13 protein-coding genes are annotated in these 15,145 nt (G+C 69.7%); 12 read left to right on the top strand and 1 reads right to left on the bottom strand.

Annotated features, from left to right (window positions below; all coding sequences use genetic code 11):
* Positions 1 to 116: 116 nt before the first annotated feature.
* The 9 genes from VXJ25_RS02600 (at position 117) to VXJ25_RS02560 (ending at position 8,571) form a co-directional block, all read left to right on the top strand.
* A complete protein-coding gene (locus VXJ25_RS02600; protein ID WP_330957659.1) occupies positions 117 to 1,043 on the top strand; it encodes a phosphate ABC transporter substrate-binding protein PstS family protein in 927 nt (308 codons plus the stop codon).
* A gap of 24 nt (positions 1,044 to 1,067) precedes the next feature.
* Entirely contained in the window at positions 1,068 to 2,057 is a 990-nt protein-coding gene (gene pstC / locus VXJ25_RS02595) for a phosphate ABC transporter permease subunit PstC (protein ID WP_330957658.1), read from the top strand.
* Positions 2,050 to 2,979, top strand: a complete 930-nt coding sequence (gene pstA / locus VXJ25_RS02590) for a phosphate ABC transporter permease PstA (protein WP_330957657.1) — start codon at positions 2,050 to 2,052, stop codon at positions 2,977 to 2,979. The genes pstC and pstA overlap by 8 nt, the downstream gene beginning before the upstream one ends.
* Positions 2,976 to 3,773, top strand: coding sequence for a phosphate ABC transporter ATP-binding protein PstB (pstB, locus tag VXJ25_RS02585; protein ID WP_330957656.1), 798 nt, complete (start codon positions 2,976 to 2,978; stop codon positions 3,771 to 3,773). The genes pstA and pstB (VXJ25_RS02585) overlap by 4 nt, the downstream gene beginning before the upstream one ends.
* 11 nt (positions 3,774 to 3,784) lie before the next feature.
* Positions 3,785 to 4,522 (top strand): phosphate ABC transporter ATP-binding protein PstB, encoded by a 738-nt coding sequence (gene pstB / locus VXJ25_RS02580; protein ID WP_330957655.1) that lies wholly within the window; start codon positions 3,785 to 3,787, stop codon positions 4,520 to 4,522.
* A complete protein-coding gene (gene phoU, locus VXJ25_RS02575; protein WP_330957654.1) occupies positions 4,522 to 5,193 on the top strand; it encodes a phosphate signaling complex protein PhoU in 672 nt (223 codons plus the stop codon). Before pstB (VXJ25_RS02580) ends, phoU begins: the two co-directional genes overlap by 1 nt.
* Before the next feature lie 2 nt (positions 5,194 to 5,195).
* Complete coding sequence (locus VXJ25_RS02570; protein ID WP_330957653.1) at positions 5,196 to 5,873, top strand: response regulator transcription factor; 678 nt, start codon at positions 5,196 to 5,198, stop codon at positions 5,871 to 5,873.
* A 9-nt stretch (positions 5,874 to 5,882) separates the two neighbouring features.
* On the top strand, positions 5,883 to 7,304 hold the full coding sequence (locus VXJ25_RS02565) for a sensor histidine kinase (protein ID WP_330957652.1): 1,422 nt from the start codon (positions 5,883 to 5,885) through the stop codon (positions 7,302 to 7,304).
* Between the two features lie 151 nt (positions 7,305 to 7,455).
* Positions 7,456 to 8,571, top strand: a complete 1,116-nt coding sequence (locus VXJ25_RS02560; protein ID WP_330957651.1) for a hypothetical protein — start codon at positions 7,456 to 7,458, stop codon at positions 8,569 to 8,571.
* Here the strand turns inward: VXJ25_RS02560 and VXJ25_RS02555 are convergent.
* A complete protein-coding gene (locus VXJ25_RS02555) occupies positions 8,494 to 10,224 on the bottom strand; it encodes an OPT/YSL family transporter (RefSeq protein ID WP_330957650.1) in 1,731 nt (576 codons plus the stop codon). The genes VXJ25_RS02560 and VXJ25_RS02555 overlap by 78 nt on opposite strands.
* Positions 10,225 to 10,360: 136 nt before the next feature.
* Between VXJ25_RS02555 and VXJ25_RS02550 the strand changes: the two genes are divergently transcribed.
* The 3 genes from VXJ25_RS02550 to VXJ25_RS02540 all read left to right on the top strand — a co-directional run bounded on the left by VXJ25_RS02550 (position 10,361) and on the right by VXJ25_RS02540 (position 15,054).
* Positions 10,361 to 11,203 carry a type III pantothenate kinase gene (locus VXJ25_RS02550; RefSeq protein ID WP_330957649.1) on the top strand — a complete coding sequence of 281 codons (843 nt, stop codon included), beginning with the start codon at positions 10,361 to 10,363 and terminating at the stop codon, positions 11,201 to 11,203.
* 315 nt (positions 11,204 to 11,518) lie between these two features.
* Entirely contained in the window at positions 11,519 to 14,182 is a 2,664-nt protein-coding gene (gene adhE, locus VXJ25_RS02545) for a bifunctional acetaldehyde-CoA/alcohol dehydrogenase (RefSeq protein ID WP_330957648.1), read from the top strand.
* Positions 14,183 to 14,271: 89 nt separating this feature from the next.
* Positions 14,272 to 15,054, top strand: coding sequence for a phosphotransferase family protein (locus VXJ25_RS02540; protein ID WP_330957647.1), 783 nt, complete (start codon positions 14,272 to 14,274; stop codon positions 15,052 to 15,054).
* Positions 15,055 to 15,145: the final 91 nt, after the last annotated feature.

The raw sequence follows: 15,145 nt of genomic DNA, 5'->3' as shown, positions 1-15,145 counted from the left end.
CAGAGGTCAGTAATGAAGGGGGAGCGACGCCGGTGGCGCCGCTCCCCCTTCCTAGCATGGATCCTGAAAGAGACCGCCCGCCACGGGCGGTCTTCCATGCAAGAGAAGGGGACCTCATGCACTCCTCGCTCGATCGTCGCCAGTTCCTCAAGCTCGTGGGCGCCTCCGGCGTGACCCTCGCGGGCCTCGGTCTCGTCGGCTGCGGCGGCTCCTCCGCCTCCACTGCCTCCACCGACAGCGCGGCCGAGAGCGGCACCATCACCGCCGTCGGCTCCACCGCGCTCCAGCCCCTCGTCGAGGCTGCGGCCGAGCAGTACACCAACGACCATCCCGGCGTCCAGATCACGGTCCAGGGCGGCGGCTCCGGCCAGGGCATCACGCAGATCGCCCAGGGCGCGGTCCAGATCGGCAACTCCGACGTCTTCGCCGAGGAGAAGCTCGACGACGCCTCGGCCGTATCCAAGCTCAAGGACAACAAGGTCGCCGTCGTGGGCATGGGCCCGATCGTCCACTCCGAGGTCTCCGTCGACGACATCTCCCTCGAGGACCTGAAGGGCATCTTCACGGGCGCCATCACCAACTGGAGCCAGGTCGGTGGCCAGGACCTCGCTATCACCGTCATCAACCGTGCCTCCGGCTCCGGCACCCGTGCCACCTTCGAGAGCGCCGTCCTGGGCGACACCAAGGTCCCCGAGAGCTTCAAGCCGCAGGAGCAGGACTCCTCGGGCACCGTCGCCAAGATGGTCGCCGAGACCCCCGGTTCCATCTCCTACCTCGCGTTCTCCTACTTCTCCGACTCCTTCAAGCCCCTCTCCGTCGGCGGCGTCAAGCCCGAGGAGGCGAACGTGGAGGACAACTCCTGGACCATCTGGGCCTACGAGCACATGTACACCGCCGCCAGCCCCGACGCCGCCACCCAGGCGTTCATCGACTACATGCTCTCCGACGACGTCCAGGGCTCGCTGGTCGAGCAGACCGGTTACATCCCCGTCACGGGCATGAAGGTCTCCCGCGACGCCTCCGGCAACGTCACCAAGCTCTAGTCGGCACACCCTAAGGAGTAGCTCTTGTCAAACGGTGAGGGGGCGGTGAACGTGCAGCAGGCGTCCCAGGCATCTGCGGGGACCAAGGGCCCAGGCGAGACCCTGTTCGACACGAACATCAAGCCCAAGCGGCGCGTGGAGCGCAAGGGTCAGATTCTGACCGGCGCATGCGTGCTCTTCGTAGTCGTGGTCGTCGCCACGCTCATCTACATGGTCTGCTCGCGCGGACTCTCGACGTTTCTCTCTGACGGCGTGTCCCCGGCGTCCTTCTTCCTGGGAACGACGTGGAACCCGCACCAGGCCTCCGAGGCGGGCGAGCCTCTCGTGGGCGCCCTGCCCATGATCTGCGGCTCGTTCGCCGTCACCCTCCTGTCCTGCCTGATCTCGCTGCCCTTCGCCCTCGGCGCCGCGGTCTTCGTCGTGGAGATCTCGCCGACCTTCGGCAGCAGGGTCTTCCGGCCGATGGTCGAGCTCCTGACGGGCATCCCCTCGGTCGTCTTCGGCCTCGTCGGCCTGGAGATCGTGGTGGCTTGGGTGCGCGGCTGGTCAGGCACCACGGGCTACGGCATCCTTGCCGGCTCCATCGTGCTCGCCTTCATGATCCTGCCGACGGTGACCTCGCTCGCCACCGACGCGATCGCGGCCGTGCCCGACTCCTACCGCGACGGCTCCTACGGCCTGGGCTGCACCCGCTGGCAGACGATCGTCCACGTCGTCCTGCCCTCCGCGCTCCCGGGCATCCTGACAGCCGTGATCATGGGCATGACCCGAGCCTTCGGCGAGGCGCTGGCGGTGCAGATGGTCGTGGGCAACGCGGCGCAGATGCCGAGGGGCCTCGTGACGCCCGCCGCCACGCTGACCTCCGTCCTGACCATGAGCATGGGCAACGAGACCATGGGCACCGTCTACAGCGACGTCCTCTGGTCGCTCGCGCTGGTGCTTCTCGCCATGTCGCTCGTGTTCATCCTGGTCGTCCACCTCGTCGGAAGGAAGGGGGCGCGCGCCAATGGCTAGCGCTGACGCAAGGCGGGCCGGCGCCGAGGGCGTCGTCAGGCGTGCCCGTGCCTGGGACCACGTCGCCACGGTCGTGCTCTGGGCCATCGTGATCGCGATCATCGCGCTGCTCGTGGCGACCATCGGCTACGTCGTGGTCTCCGGCATCGGCAAGGCGCTCGACCCGCACTTCCTCACGGCCAAGCCCGAGCAGTTCAAGGAGGGCGGCGGCATCGGCCCCGAGCTCTTCAACTCCTTCTACCTGCTCGTCCTCACCCTCCTCATCTCGCTGCCCATCTCCCTCGGCGGCGCCATCTTCCTGACGCAGTACGCGCCCTCCGGCCCCGTCACCTCCGTGGCGAAGACGGCCATCGAGACCCTCTCCTCGCTGCCGTCGATCGTCGTCGGCCTCTTCGGCATGCTGACCTTCGTGCTCGGCATGGGCTGGGGCTTCTCGATTCTCTCCGGCGCCCTCACCCTCACGATGTTCAACATCCCGATCCTGGTCCGCACCATCCAGCAGGCGCTCGAGGCGGTCCCCCGGGACCAGCGCGACGCGGCGCTCGCCCTCGGCCTCACCCGCTGGGAGGCCACGGTCCACATCCTCGTGCCCCGCGCCATGCCCGCCATCGTGACCGGCGTCATCCTCTCTGCCGGCCGCGTCTTCGGCGAGGCCGCGGCCCTGATCTACACGGCCGGCCAGTCCGCACCGGCGCTCTCCTGGGCCGCCCCCATCACCAGCCTGGCCAACCCGCTCAACGTGATGCGGCCCGCGGAGACCCTTGCGGTCCACATCTGGAAGATCAACTCCGAGGGCGTCGTGCCCGACCTGGCGGCCGTGTCCGCCGGCACCGCCGCCGTCCTCATGATCTGCATCCTGGTCTTCAACGTCCTAGCGCGCATCGTAGGCCGCGCCCTCGAGAGGAGGATGACGGCAGAGTGAGCAACGAGAGCATGACGGGAGCGGCGACGCCCCCCGAGGACGCGCTCCTCGCGACGCGTGACGTGACGGTCGACTACGGCAACAGGCGCGCGCTCAAGGAGACCTCGCTCGACTTCGGCGCCGGCACCGTCACGGCGCTCATCGGTCCCTCGGGCTGCGGGAAGTCGACCTACCTGCGCTCCATCAACCTCATGAACCGGGAGATCGAGGGGTGCAGGATCGGCGGCGACGTCTACTACCACGGGCGAGAGGTCAACAACGACCAGACGGACACCTACGACCTGCGCAAGCATATCGGCATGGTGTTCCAGCAGCCGAACCCCTTCCGCAAGTCCGTCTACGAGAACGTCGCCTTCGCGCCCAGGCGCCACGGCCTCACCGACAGGGCGAGGCTCGACGCCCTGGTGGAGAAGAGCCTGCGGGCCGCGGCGATCTGGGACGAGGTCAAGGACAAGCTCGACGATTCGGCCTACGCCCTCTCAGGCGGCCAGCAGCAGCGCCTCTGCATCGCGCGCACCCTGGCCATGAGGCCGGACGTGGTCCTCATGGACGAGCCCTGCTCCGCCCTCGACCCCATCGCGACCTTCTCGATCGAGGAGACGATCCGCGACATGGCGTCGCACGGGATCTGCGTCGTCATAGTCACCCACAACATGGAGCAGGCGGGCCGCGTGGCGGACAGGACGGCGTTCTTCCTCCTCGGCGAGATGGTCGAGTGCGGGCCCACCGCAGACGTCTTCGAGCGCCCGAAGGACCAGAGGCTCGAGGACTACCTCACGGGGAGGTTCGGATAATGGCGCTCGGCATGTCGGTTGAGAACCTCAACCTCTGGTACGGGGACCACCAGGCCCTGCACGACATCACGCTCGGGGCCCCGGAGGGCAAGGTCACGGCCCTCATCGGCCCCTCGGGCTGCGGCAAGTCGACGCTCCTGCGCTGCCTGAACCGCATGAACGACCGCGTCCAGGGCTGCCGCGTCGAGGGGAGGATCCTCCTGGGCGAGGAGGACGTCACCGACTGCGACGTCTACTCCCTGCGCAGGCGCGTCGGCATGGTCTTCCAGCGGCCCAACCCCTTTCCGCTCTCCATCTACGACAACGTCACCTACGGCATGAGGCGCCAGGGCCGCAACAAGAGGTCCGAGCTGGACGAGGTCGTCGAACGCACGCTCACCGAGGTGGGCCTGTGGGACGAGGTCAGAGACAAGCTCTCCGAGTCCGGCCTCGCCCTGTCCGGCGGCCAGGCGCAGCGCCTGTGCATAGCGCGCGCGATGGCCATGGACCCCGACGTCATCCTGATGGACGAGCCGACCTCCGCGCTCGACCCCATCTCGACGGGCATGGTCGAGGAGCTCGTAACGAAGATCTCGGGAACGCACACGGTCGTCATCGTGACGCACAACATGCAGCAGGCGACGCGCGTGTCGGACATGACCGCCTTCTTCTACCTCGGCGAGCTTGTCGAGTACGCGCCGACGGCGCAGCTCTTCTCGGCGCCCAGGGAGAAGAGGACCGAAGACTACCTCACGGGAAGGTTTGGATAATGAGGACAAGGACCAACTATCTGCGCCAGCTCGACCAGCTCGTCGGCCACGTCAACGCCCTCTCCGCCGCCGTGGTGGACGACGTGCGCGACACCGGCTTCGCGATCGCCGAGGGCAACTCCGAGGCCGCCGAGGAGGTCGTGAGCGGCCACCACGCCTCCGAGCGCCTGCACCGCTCGATCGAGGACGCCTGCATGAACATCATGCTGCTCCAGTCCCCGCTCGCCGGCGACCTGAGGTTCGTCACCTCCACCTTCCGCGTGGTGGGAGACCTCGCCCGCATCGACGAGATGGCCTACGAGATCGCGCTGCTCGCCGGCGAGTTCGACCTCACCATCGACGACGGGATCGCCCGCATCCTCGGCGACATGTCCCAGCGTGCCGCCTCGATGGCCGAGAAGGCCACCGAGGCCTTCAGGGACTCCGACGTCGACGTCGCCAACTCCGTCTTCCCGATGGACGACAAGGTCGACGACCTCTTCGAGTCCGTGCGCTCGAGGGTCGTCGAGATGCTGCGCTCCGGTTCCGAGCCCGCGACGATCGCGCCCGAGCTCCTCACCGTGGCGAAGTACTATGAGCGCATGGGCGACCACGCCCAGGGCATCGCCGACTGGGCCGTCTTCAGGGCCACCGGCGAGTACCGCGGAAGGTCCATGGGGGAGATGGCATAGCTGTGGTCTACTACGTCGAGGACGACGACAACCTGCGCGACCTCACCGTCTACGCGCTGACGCAGGCGGGGATCAAGGCCGAGGGCCTGTGCGACGACGCGGAGTTCCGCGCCGCGTGCGAGAGGCAGGCGCCCGACGCCGTCCTCCTCGACATCATGCTCCCGGGCACCGACGGCCTCAAGATCTTGGGCCGCATCCGCGCGACCCCGGGGCTCTCCAGGGTCCCGGTCATGATGCTCACCGCGAAGGACACCGAGCTCGACACCGTCCGCGCCCTGGACAGCGGCGCGGACGACTACCTCGCGAAGCCCTTCGGCATGATGGAGATGGTCTCGCGCGTGCGCGTCCTTCTCCGCCGCTCGCAGGCGACCGGCGCGGAGCGTGCCTCGAAGGTCCTCTCCGTGGGGCCCGTCGAGCTGTGGCCGAGCCGGCGCGAGGTGACGCTCGAGGGCGAGGAGCTGCAGCTCACGATGAGGGAGTTCGACCTGCTCGAGTTCCTCATGCGCTCGCCCGGCGAGGTGTTCAGCCGGGAGGTGCTGCTGCAGCGCGTCTGGGGCTGGGACTTCGACGGCGGCTCGCGCACGGTGGACGTGCACGTGCAGCAGATCCGGGCCAAGCTGGGCGAGCACGCGGACCTCATAGAGACGGTTCGCGGCGTCGGCTACCGCATGAGGGGCTAGGTCTTCCGGATGCCGCCCGAGAGGCCGAAATCCCTCCAGAAGAGGATCTTCCGGGGACTCTCCGTCATCGGCGTGCTCGCGGGCGTGCTGGTGACGGTCGCCCTCACGGTGGCGTTCAGGGAGATGGTCCTTCACGACGAGCACGCGCGGCTGAGGTACGACTGCCTGGCCGTAGCGACCCAGCTCGACGGGACGGACGATAAGGTCGCAACGCTCGCGCAGATGAACCTGAGCGACAACCGGGCGACGCTGATCGCCGCGGACGGCAGCGTCCTGTACGACAGCGAGGCGGACAGCGCGACGCTCGAGAGCCACGCCGGGCGCCCCGAGTTCGAGGAGGCCCTGCGCGACGGCTCGGGCTCGGCGGAGCGCAGGAGCGAGTCCGTCGGCGTCGTCTCCATCTACGAGGCCATCAGGCTCGACGACGGCTCCGTCATCCGCCTCTCCGAGGACACGGCCGCCACCTTCGCCCTGCTGCGCGACTCGCTCGAGTGGGGCCTCCTCGTGCTCGTGGCGCTCGTGGTCGCGAGCTGGTTCGTCTCGCGGCGCATGGCCGAGGGCCTCGTGAGGCCGATCCTGCAGATCGACCCCAACGAGCCCGACGCGCAGGCCCCCTACCGCGAGCTCGAGCCGCTCGTGGCGCGCCTGAAGGCGCAGCAGGGCCAGCTCGAGGAGCAGATGGAGCAGCTGAGAAACGACGACGCCATCAGGCGCGAGTTCACGGCCAACGTGACGCACGAGCTCAAGACCCCGATCGCCTCCATCATGGGCGCCTCGGAGCTCATGCGCGACGGCATCGTGCGCCCCGAGGACATGGCGGACTTCGCAGGGCGCATCCACGGCGACGCCCAGCGGCTCTCCGCGCTCGTCTCGGACATCCTGACCCTCTCCAAGCTCGACGAGTCGGAGCGCTCGCGCGACACGGTCCTGCTCGGCAGCAGGCAGACGTGCGACCTGGGGCTCGTCGCGAGGGACGTCTGCGACCGGCTGGCGGAAAGGGCCCGCCGCGCCCACGTGATCGTCTACGTGACGGCGGAGCGCGCCGAGGTCCTGGGCTACGTGGGCCTCGTCGACGAGCTCGTGGGCAACCTCGTGGAGAACGCGATCAGGTACAACGTGAGCGGCGGCTCGGTGCGCGTGGGGACCGGGGTGGACGCCGGGAGCGGCCGGCCCTACGTGGTCGTGAGCGACACGGGCGTCGGCATCGCCAAGGAGGACCAGGAGAAGGTCTTCGAGCGCTTCTACCGCGTCCACAAGAGCCGCTCGCGCGCGAACGGCGGGACCGGCCTGGGACTCGCCATCGTGAAGCATGCTGCCAAGGTGCACGGCGCCACCATCGCCCTCGAGAGCGCGCCGGGCCGTGGCACGACCGTCCGCGTGGAGTTCCCCGTGCAGGAGGGGCGCCAGGCGTCCGGGGAGGCCGGGGAGTAGGCCGGGCGCGCCGGGCGTCAGGCTTGTGCGAGGGTCGTGCGAAGCCCGGGCGCGGCGGGCCGCCGGGGCCGGGCCGAGGGGTGATATATGATAATCGGCATCGCAAGATTCGGGTGAGGCGCGGCGCGCATGCGCCGGACGGGGGAGGACCATGCTCAAGCTCAAGAGGGACGGGGCCGAGAGGGACGCGCGGCCCGCGAAGACCGCTGCTGCGGACGGGGGCGCCACGAAGCCAGTCGGCGCCAAGGGGTCCGAGGGCCTGCGCCACTCGCCCTACCTGGACATGGACGCGAGCCGCGTGATCGAGGTGCAGGCCAAGAACGTGCGGCGCCTCAAGCAGTTCTCGCTCGGCAGCATCGTCGCGCTCGGCGTGATCGTCCTGGTCGTGCTCCTTCGCGGCGACCTGCTCATCTCGCTCGTCTGCGTCCTCGCCTACGTCGTGGCGGGCCGCTCGACCCTGACCAACCAGCGCCGCTCCATGAACGCCCTCTGGGACGGCGTCTCGTGCATCCTCACGATGGACTGCGACCCCGAGAAGTACCTTCAGGTCCTCGACGGGCTTCTCGCCGACGGCCGCGTCGTTCCCAAGGGCAGGTCCGGGCGGCCGCTCCGCGAGAGCCTCTCGATCTGGCGCGGCCTCTGCCTCGCGCTCATGGGGCGCGACGAGGAGGCCCTCGAGGCGGTCTCCGGCATCGGGCAGGGCGACCCCGCAGGCCGCTCCGCCGAGCGCGTGCTCGCGTACAACCAGGCGAGCCTGCGCCTGATCGTCGCGGCCGACAGGGGCGACGCGGCCGGCATCGACGAGGTGGTCGACGTCGCGGGCAGGCTCTACGACAAGCTCGTCCTGCACGATCCGCTCTGCGCGCCGGCGGAGCTGCTCCTGGCGAGCGCCCGCGCGGAGCAGGCGCTCGCCTCAGGCGACCTCGAGCGCGCCGCCGAGCTCTCGGAGGAGGTCGGCGAGAAGGCGCAGACCAGGCAGCAGCGCCTGAGCGCCCTCTTCGTGCACGGCCGCGCCGCAGACGGGCTCGGCGACATGCCCCAGGCCGCGCGGGACTTCTCCCGCGTCGCCGAGGAGGGCGGCACGCTTGCGCAGCGTCGCCGCTCCGAGGAGTGGCTCGCCGCGCATCCCGGCACGCTGCCCTCCGGAGACGACCCCTCCGGCGACGGCGGGCAGGCCGCGCCCGACGCGCTAGGCGAGAAGCCCGGCGACGACGGACGCGAGGGCGATGAGGACGCCCACGACCGACTCGCCCCCGAGCAGGCCTGATGCCACGACGATCCCGTTGTCCTTGTGGCTGAGCTCGCCGCCCAAGGTCTCGCCGCCCGGCTGCGGGGCGGCCGCGCCCGTCGCGGCCCCGGCCTCGGCTCCGGCGCGCCCGCGTGAGCCGAGGCGGTCGTAGGCGACCTTCGCAAGGGCGCCGAGCGCGCCCGTGAGCGTCATGTAGAGCGGCAGGTAGGCGCCCAGACCGAGCATCATCGAGGGCACGCCCAGGCAGTAGAGGACGACCCCCGCCGCGAGGCCCGCGCCGAAGGCCGCGGGGCTCGGGATGCCCGAGACCATCGTCGCGACGACGGAGGCCTGGGCCGAGACGAAGGCCTGCCCCGGGCCGAAGGCGCCGGTGCCGTAGGCCCCCACGAGGGCGCACATGGTGGCGGTCGCCACGACGACGCCGACCAGCGACCCCAGGACCTGCCCGAACCACATGCTGCGCGGGTCGGTCCCGATGAGCGCGCCGGTCTTGAAGTCGCTCATCACGTCTCCGCCGACGCCGCACGCCACGGCGATGACGCCGGCGACGTAGAAGAGGCGCACCTGGTCGGTGCCGCCCAGGGCGGCGACCACGAGAAGGACGATGAGCCCGAAGATCTCCATGGGGTCGATGCCCGTCTGGCCGACCGACTGCGCGCTCATGACCGTGGTCACGAAGGAGAGCAGCACGACGACGGCGGCCACGACGGGGCCGAGCCCGAGCGCGAAGCAGGCGAGGAGGGCGGCCGCGGCCACGAGGAGGGCGAGCGCGCCCCGGTCGAGCCGGGAGGTGACGTCGGTGAGGGCCTCGGCCCCCTCGCCGTCCGACCCCGCGCGAGACGCCCTGAGCGCCCGCGCCGCCTTGGGGACGAGGTCGTGGACGATGACGCCGGCGCCCGAGCCCATCATGAGCCCCATGCCGAGGCTCGAGGCGATTCCCTGGCCGGCCTCGAGCGTCCACAGGCCGGCCGCACTCGCGAGCGTGACGGCGCCGAGCTGGCCCACGAGGGCCCCGACCAGCCAGAACGCGGCGGCCGCCCCGCCCATGAGGAAGCCGACCGAGAGCATCATCGGCGAGTCGTAGACGCCGAAGGCCACGCCGGGGACGGGCAGCTGCAGAAGGAGAGCGGGGACGAGGCCGAGGGCGTCCCTGAGCGCGCACCATGCGCCCGCCACCGCCATCGACCCGAAGAGCCTGCGCCCGGTCCTGCCGCCGGCCCTGCTCGCCCTGAGCGTCTGCGCGGCGGCCGTGCCCACGGGGTAGTCGAGGTCGGACTCGTCGACGAAGCGCTTGCGGATGAGGGCGGTGCAGACCAGGCCGAGCAGGGTGCCGGCGAGGGCCACGGAGAGCATCTCGGGCCAGCTGGTGGCGGACGAGAGGCCGAGCATCCAGATGCCGGGGATGGTGAAGGCGAGGCCGCCTGCGACCATCGAGCCCGCCGACATGACGATCTGGGTGACGTTCGCCTCGTTCAGGCTCCTGCGGCCGAAGGCGCGCAGGCAGACGAGAGCGGTGATGGAGGTGAAGATGGTAGGCCACGGCAGCGCGCCCATCTTGAGCGCGGTGTAGACCGATGACGCGGTGATGATGACGCAGCCTACGACGCCGATCGCGATGCCGGCGGCGCTCAGCTGCACGCCCTCGCGGGCGCGCGTGTTCTTCTCGTGCATGTCTCTCCCTCGTATATCCGCTCCCCCTTGCGAGGAGTCGGGTTACGGACCGGATGGTCCACTATATAGACCCAGAGTGCGGAGGATGCAAGGGCCGGGGCGCGGATGCGCCAGCCGGCGGGAAGGCGGGGTTCGCATGGGGCGAGAAGGACGTGCGGCGGCGGGGCGGCCCGAGGGGCGCGCGGCGGGCGGTGCCGAGGACGGCGCGCTGCTCGCCGTCGACGTGGGCAACACGGTGACCCGGTTCGGGATCTTCTCCGGCGCCGACCTCACGGGGAGCCTCTCGGTCACCACGCCCGCCCGCCTTACGGCAGACGAGGCCAACATGCGCACGGGCGAGGCCCTGCGCGCCCTGGGCGTCGCGGACGACGGGTCCGGGCTCTCCGGCGTGGTCCTCTCGTGCGTGGTGCCCGCCCTCTCCGACGCGTGGGCGGCCGCGCTGCGCCGGCTCTCGCCGACCCGGCCGCTCGTCGTGGGGCCAGGCGTCCGCTCCGGCCTCAGGATGCGCTTCGATGACCCGGCCGAGGTGGGCCCCGACCGCATCGCCGACGTGGTGGCCGCTCGCGAGCTGCTCGGCGCCCCGGTCGTGGCGATAGGGCTCGGAACCTCGACGAACTTCGAGGTCGTGGACGCCTCGGGCACCTTCGTGGGCGGCATCGTCACCCCCGGCCTCGCCCTCGGCGCGGCCAGTCTCGCCGAGGCTGCCGCGCGCCTGCCCTCCGTCGAGCTGCGTCCGCCCGCGCGCGTGATCGGCAGGAGCACGCGGGCCGCCATGCAGTCGGGGCTCGTCTTCGGCGAGGTCGCGCGCATAGACGGCCTGCTCGACGCCATTGCCCGCGAGCTCGGCGCCGAGGCGCCGGTGGTCGTCTCCGGCGAGGGGGCGCGCCTCGTGGCGCCGCTGCTCGCCCATGAGGCCGCGGTCGACGACGAGCTGACCCTGCGCGGCCTCAGGCTGCTCTGGGAGAGGAACCGCGGGTAGGCCCCCGGCGCGCCTCCGGCCGCGCGTCCTTCTCCGCCAGGCGTCGCGCGGCGCTGGCGTACGGCGCTGGCGCACGGTCCCGGGGCCGCCAAAGGCGCCCTTGGCACGGTAGGCGGCGCGCCAGGGGCCGGATTGCCGCTTCCCTCCACAAGATGACCACGATTCTCTGGTCCTTGTCCCCAGGGTAATGGAGGTTGGGGGACGCGGTGCGCCGCCCTGCCGGGCGGCCGCGGAACCTCTGATACGATGTGCCCCAAGAGCGCGGGCGCGCCCCGTCGCGCAAGCGCACACTGAGACCGTTCATGAGGAGGAAGAATGGCAGAGAAGGAGCCAGGGCTCGTCAGCGAGGTGGCAGACATCGACTCTGCGATCGTGGACGTAGACGGCCTCGTCGAGCGCATCGAGCAGATGCGCGTCGCGCAGGCCGAGTTCGCCACGTTTAGCCAGGAACAGGTCGACAAGATCTTCTACGAGGCGGCGCTCGCGGCCAACAAGGCGCGCATCCCCCTCGCCCAGATGGCCGTCGAGGAGACGGGCATGGGCGTGGTGGAGGACAAGGTGATCAAGAACCACTACGCCTCCGAGTACGTCTACAACAAGTACAAGCACCTCAAGACGGTCGGCGTCGTCGAGGACGACGAGGCGGCCGGCTTCAAGCGCGTGGCCGAGCCGATCGGCATCGTGGCTGCGGTCATCCCCACGACCAACCCCACGGCGACGGCCATCTTCAAGTGCCTGATCTGCCTCAAGACCCGCAATGCGATCATCATCAGCCCGCACCCGCGCGCCGGCAGGTGCACCACCGAGGCCGCCCGCATCGTGCGCGACGCGGCCGAGAGGGCCGGGCTGCCCAAGGGCATCATCAACTGGATCGGCGAGCCCACGCTCGAGCTCACCAACGAGCTCATGCACGACGCCGACATCATCCTGGCCACGGGCGGCCCGGGCATGGTCAAGGCGGCCTACAGCTCCGGCAAGCCCGCCCTCGGCGTCGGCCCGGGCAACACGCCCGTCGTGGTCGACTCCACGGCCGACATCCGCCTCGCGGCCAACTCGATCATCCACTCCAAGGTCTTCGACAACGGCATGATCTGCGCCTCGGAGAACTCGGTCATCGCGCTCAACGACGTCTACGACGAGCTCAAGGCCGAGTTCGAGCGCCGCGGCTGCTACGTGCTCGGCGAGGGCGAGGAGCTCGAGCGCCTGCGCAAGACCCTCATCGTGAACGGCGCCGTCAACCGCAAGGTCGTCGGCCAGCCCGCCGACGTGATCGCCGAGCTCGCCGGCATCTCCGTGCCCAAGGGCACCAAGGTGCTCATCGGCGAGGTCACCGACGTGTCGCCCGCCGAGGAGTTCGCGCACGAGAAGCTCTCCCCGACGCTCGCGCTCTACCGCGCGAAGGACTTCGACGACGCCCTCGCCAAGGCCGAGCGCCTCGTCGCCGACGGCGGCTACGGCCACACCTCCGCGCTCTACGTCGACACGCGCGAGAAGGACAAGATCGCGCGCCACGCCGAGGCCATGAAGACCTGCCGCATCCTGATCAACACGCCGACCTCGCAGGGCGGCATCGGCGACCTGTACAACTTCAAGGTCCCGCCCTCGCTCACGCTGGGCTGCGGCTCCTGGGGCGGCAACTCCGTCTGCGGCAACGTCGGCCCGATGAACCTGCTCAACTTCAAGTACGTGGCAGAGAGGCGTGAGAACATGCTGTGGGTCCGCACCCCCGAGAAGATCTACTTCAAGAAGGGCTGCATGGCCACGGCCCTCGACGAGCTCGGCACCGTCATGCACAAGAAGCGCGCCTTCATCGTCACCGACTCCTTCCTCTACAAGAGCGGCTTCACCAAGAAGATCGAGGACAAGCTCGACCAGATGGGGATCGCCCACGCGAGCTTCTGGTCCATCTCGCCCGACCCCAAGCTGCAGGACGCCCAGAAGGGCGAGGAACTGCTGCGCGCCTTCGAGCCCGACACCATCATCGCCATCGGCGGCGGCTCGGCGATGGACGCCGGCAAGATCATGTGGTCCATGTACGAGAACCCCGACGAGGACTTCTCCGACATGTCGATGGACTTCATGGACATCCGCAAGCGCGTCTACGACTTCCCCAAGATGGGCAAGAAGGCCTACTTCGTGGCCATCCCGACCTCCTCGGGCACGGGCTCCGAGGTCACGCCGTTCGCGATCATCACGGACGCCGAGACGGGCATCAAGTGGCCGATCACCGACTACGAGCTCATGCCCAACATGGCCATCGTCGACACCGACAACATGATGACCCAGCCCAAGGGCCTCACCTCCGCCTCCGGCGTCGACGTCCTCACGCACTGCCTCGAGGCCTACGTCTCGATGATGCACTCCGACTATACGGATTCCTTCGCGCTGCGCGGCATGAAGCTCGTCTTCCAGTACCTGCGCCGCGCCTACGACGACCCCACCGACGTGGAGGCCCGCGACCACATGGCCAACGCCTCCTGCCTGGGCGGCCTCGCCTTCGCCAACGCCTTCCTCGGCGTCAACCACTCCATGGCGCACAAGCTGGGCGCCTACCACCACATTCCGCACGGCTGGGCCAACGCGGTCATCCTCACCCGCGTCATGCGCTACAACGCCGCCGAGAGGCCGACGCGCATGGGCACCTTCCCGCAGTACGAGTACCCGCAGACCCTGCACCGCTACGCCGAGGCCGGCCGCTACTGCGGCGCCACCGGCGCGGACGACCGCGAGGTCTTCGAGAACTTCGTGCAGATGATCGCCGACCTCTTCGACTACGTGGGCGTCAAGCACACCATCGCCGAGTACGGCGTGGACGAGCAGTACTTCCTCGACACCCTCGACGAGATGAGCGAGAACGCCTTCAACGACCAGTGCACGGGCGCCAACCCGCGCTACCCGCTCATCTCCGAGATCAAGGAGCTCTACCTCGACGCGTACTACGGCCGTCCCGCCCGGTTCTACGAGGTGGGCGAGGAGTAAGCTCGCAGGTGGCAGGAATCGGGGTGCCCCGGAGCGGGGCGGGGCGCCCCCTGACGTCGTGCAAGGTTGCGACAAAGGAGTGGTTCGATATGAAGCTGTCAGACAGTAAGGTCGAGATCGTCCGCCGCAACAACAAGGCCGTCTACCAGGACGGCAACCGCATAGTCAAGGTCTTCAACGACCGCAAGCCCGCCTCCGACGTGGTGAACGAGGCCCTGAACCTGGCCCGCGTCTCCGAGACCGGCCTGCGCGTGCCCCAGCTGGTCGAGGTCTCCCAGGTCTCCGAGGGCGAGTGGCAGGGCAGTTGGGCCCTCTCCACGGAGTACGTCCCGGGCAAGGACCTCGCCACCCTCGCGGCCGAGGACGTCCCCGAGCGCGCCGACAAGTACCTCCAGCAGTTCGTCGAGCTGCAAGTCGAGTACCAGAAGACCGACGCGCCGCTGCTCAACCGCCAGAAGGACAAGCTCCTCCGCATGGTCAAGAGCGTCAAGTCCGTCGACCCGAGCGTCCGCTACGACCTCGAGATCCGCATCCGCGGCATGAAGAGCGGGTTCAAGGTCTGCCACGGCGACTTCAACCCCACCAACGTGATCGTCCCCGACGACGGCTCGGCGCCCTACGTCTGCGACTGGGCGCACGTCACCGCCGGCCTGCCCGAGGTCGACGCCGCCACGACCTACCTGCTCTTCAGCGTCGAGAGCGAGGAGCGCGCCAAGCGCTACCTCACCCTCTACTCCAAGGCCGCCGACATCCCGCAGCAGGTCATCATGCAGTGGGTGCCCGTGGTCGCCGCGGCGGAGCTCGCCCGAGGCCGCGCGGAGAAGGAGGAGTTCCTCCGCGGCTGGATCGACGCGGTCTTCGGCGACGAGTAGGCGCCGGCCCCGCGCGGGGAGAGGGGCGTGCGAGAAGGACGTCTGCAAAGGAGGGGCCCGGGCGACGCTGCCCGGGCCCCTCCTTCACCTT

It is taken from the genome of Olsenella absiana, from assembly GCF_036408855.1.
Classification (GTDB): Bacteria; Actinomycetota; Coriobacteriia; order Coriobacteriales; family Atopobiaceae; genus Olsenella_K; species Olsenella_K absiana.
The sequence above is the reverse complement of the archived record's forward strand: the minus strand, read 5'-3'. Positions and strand labels throughout refer to the sequence as shown.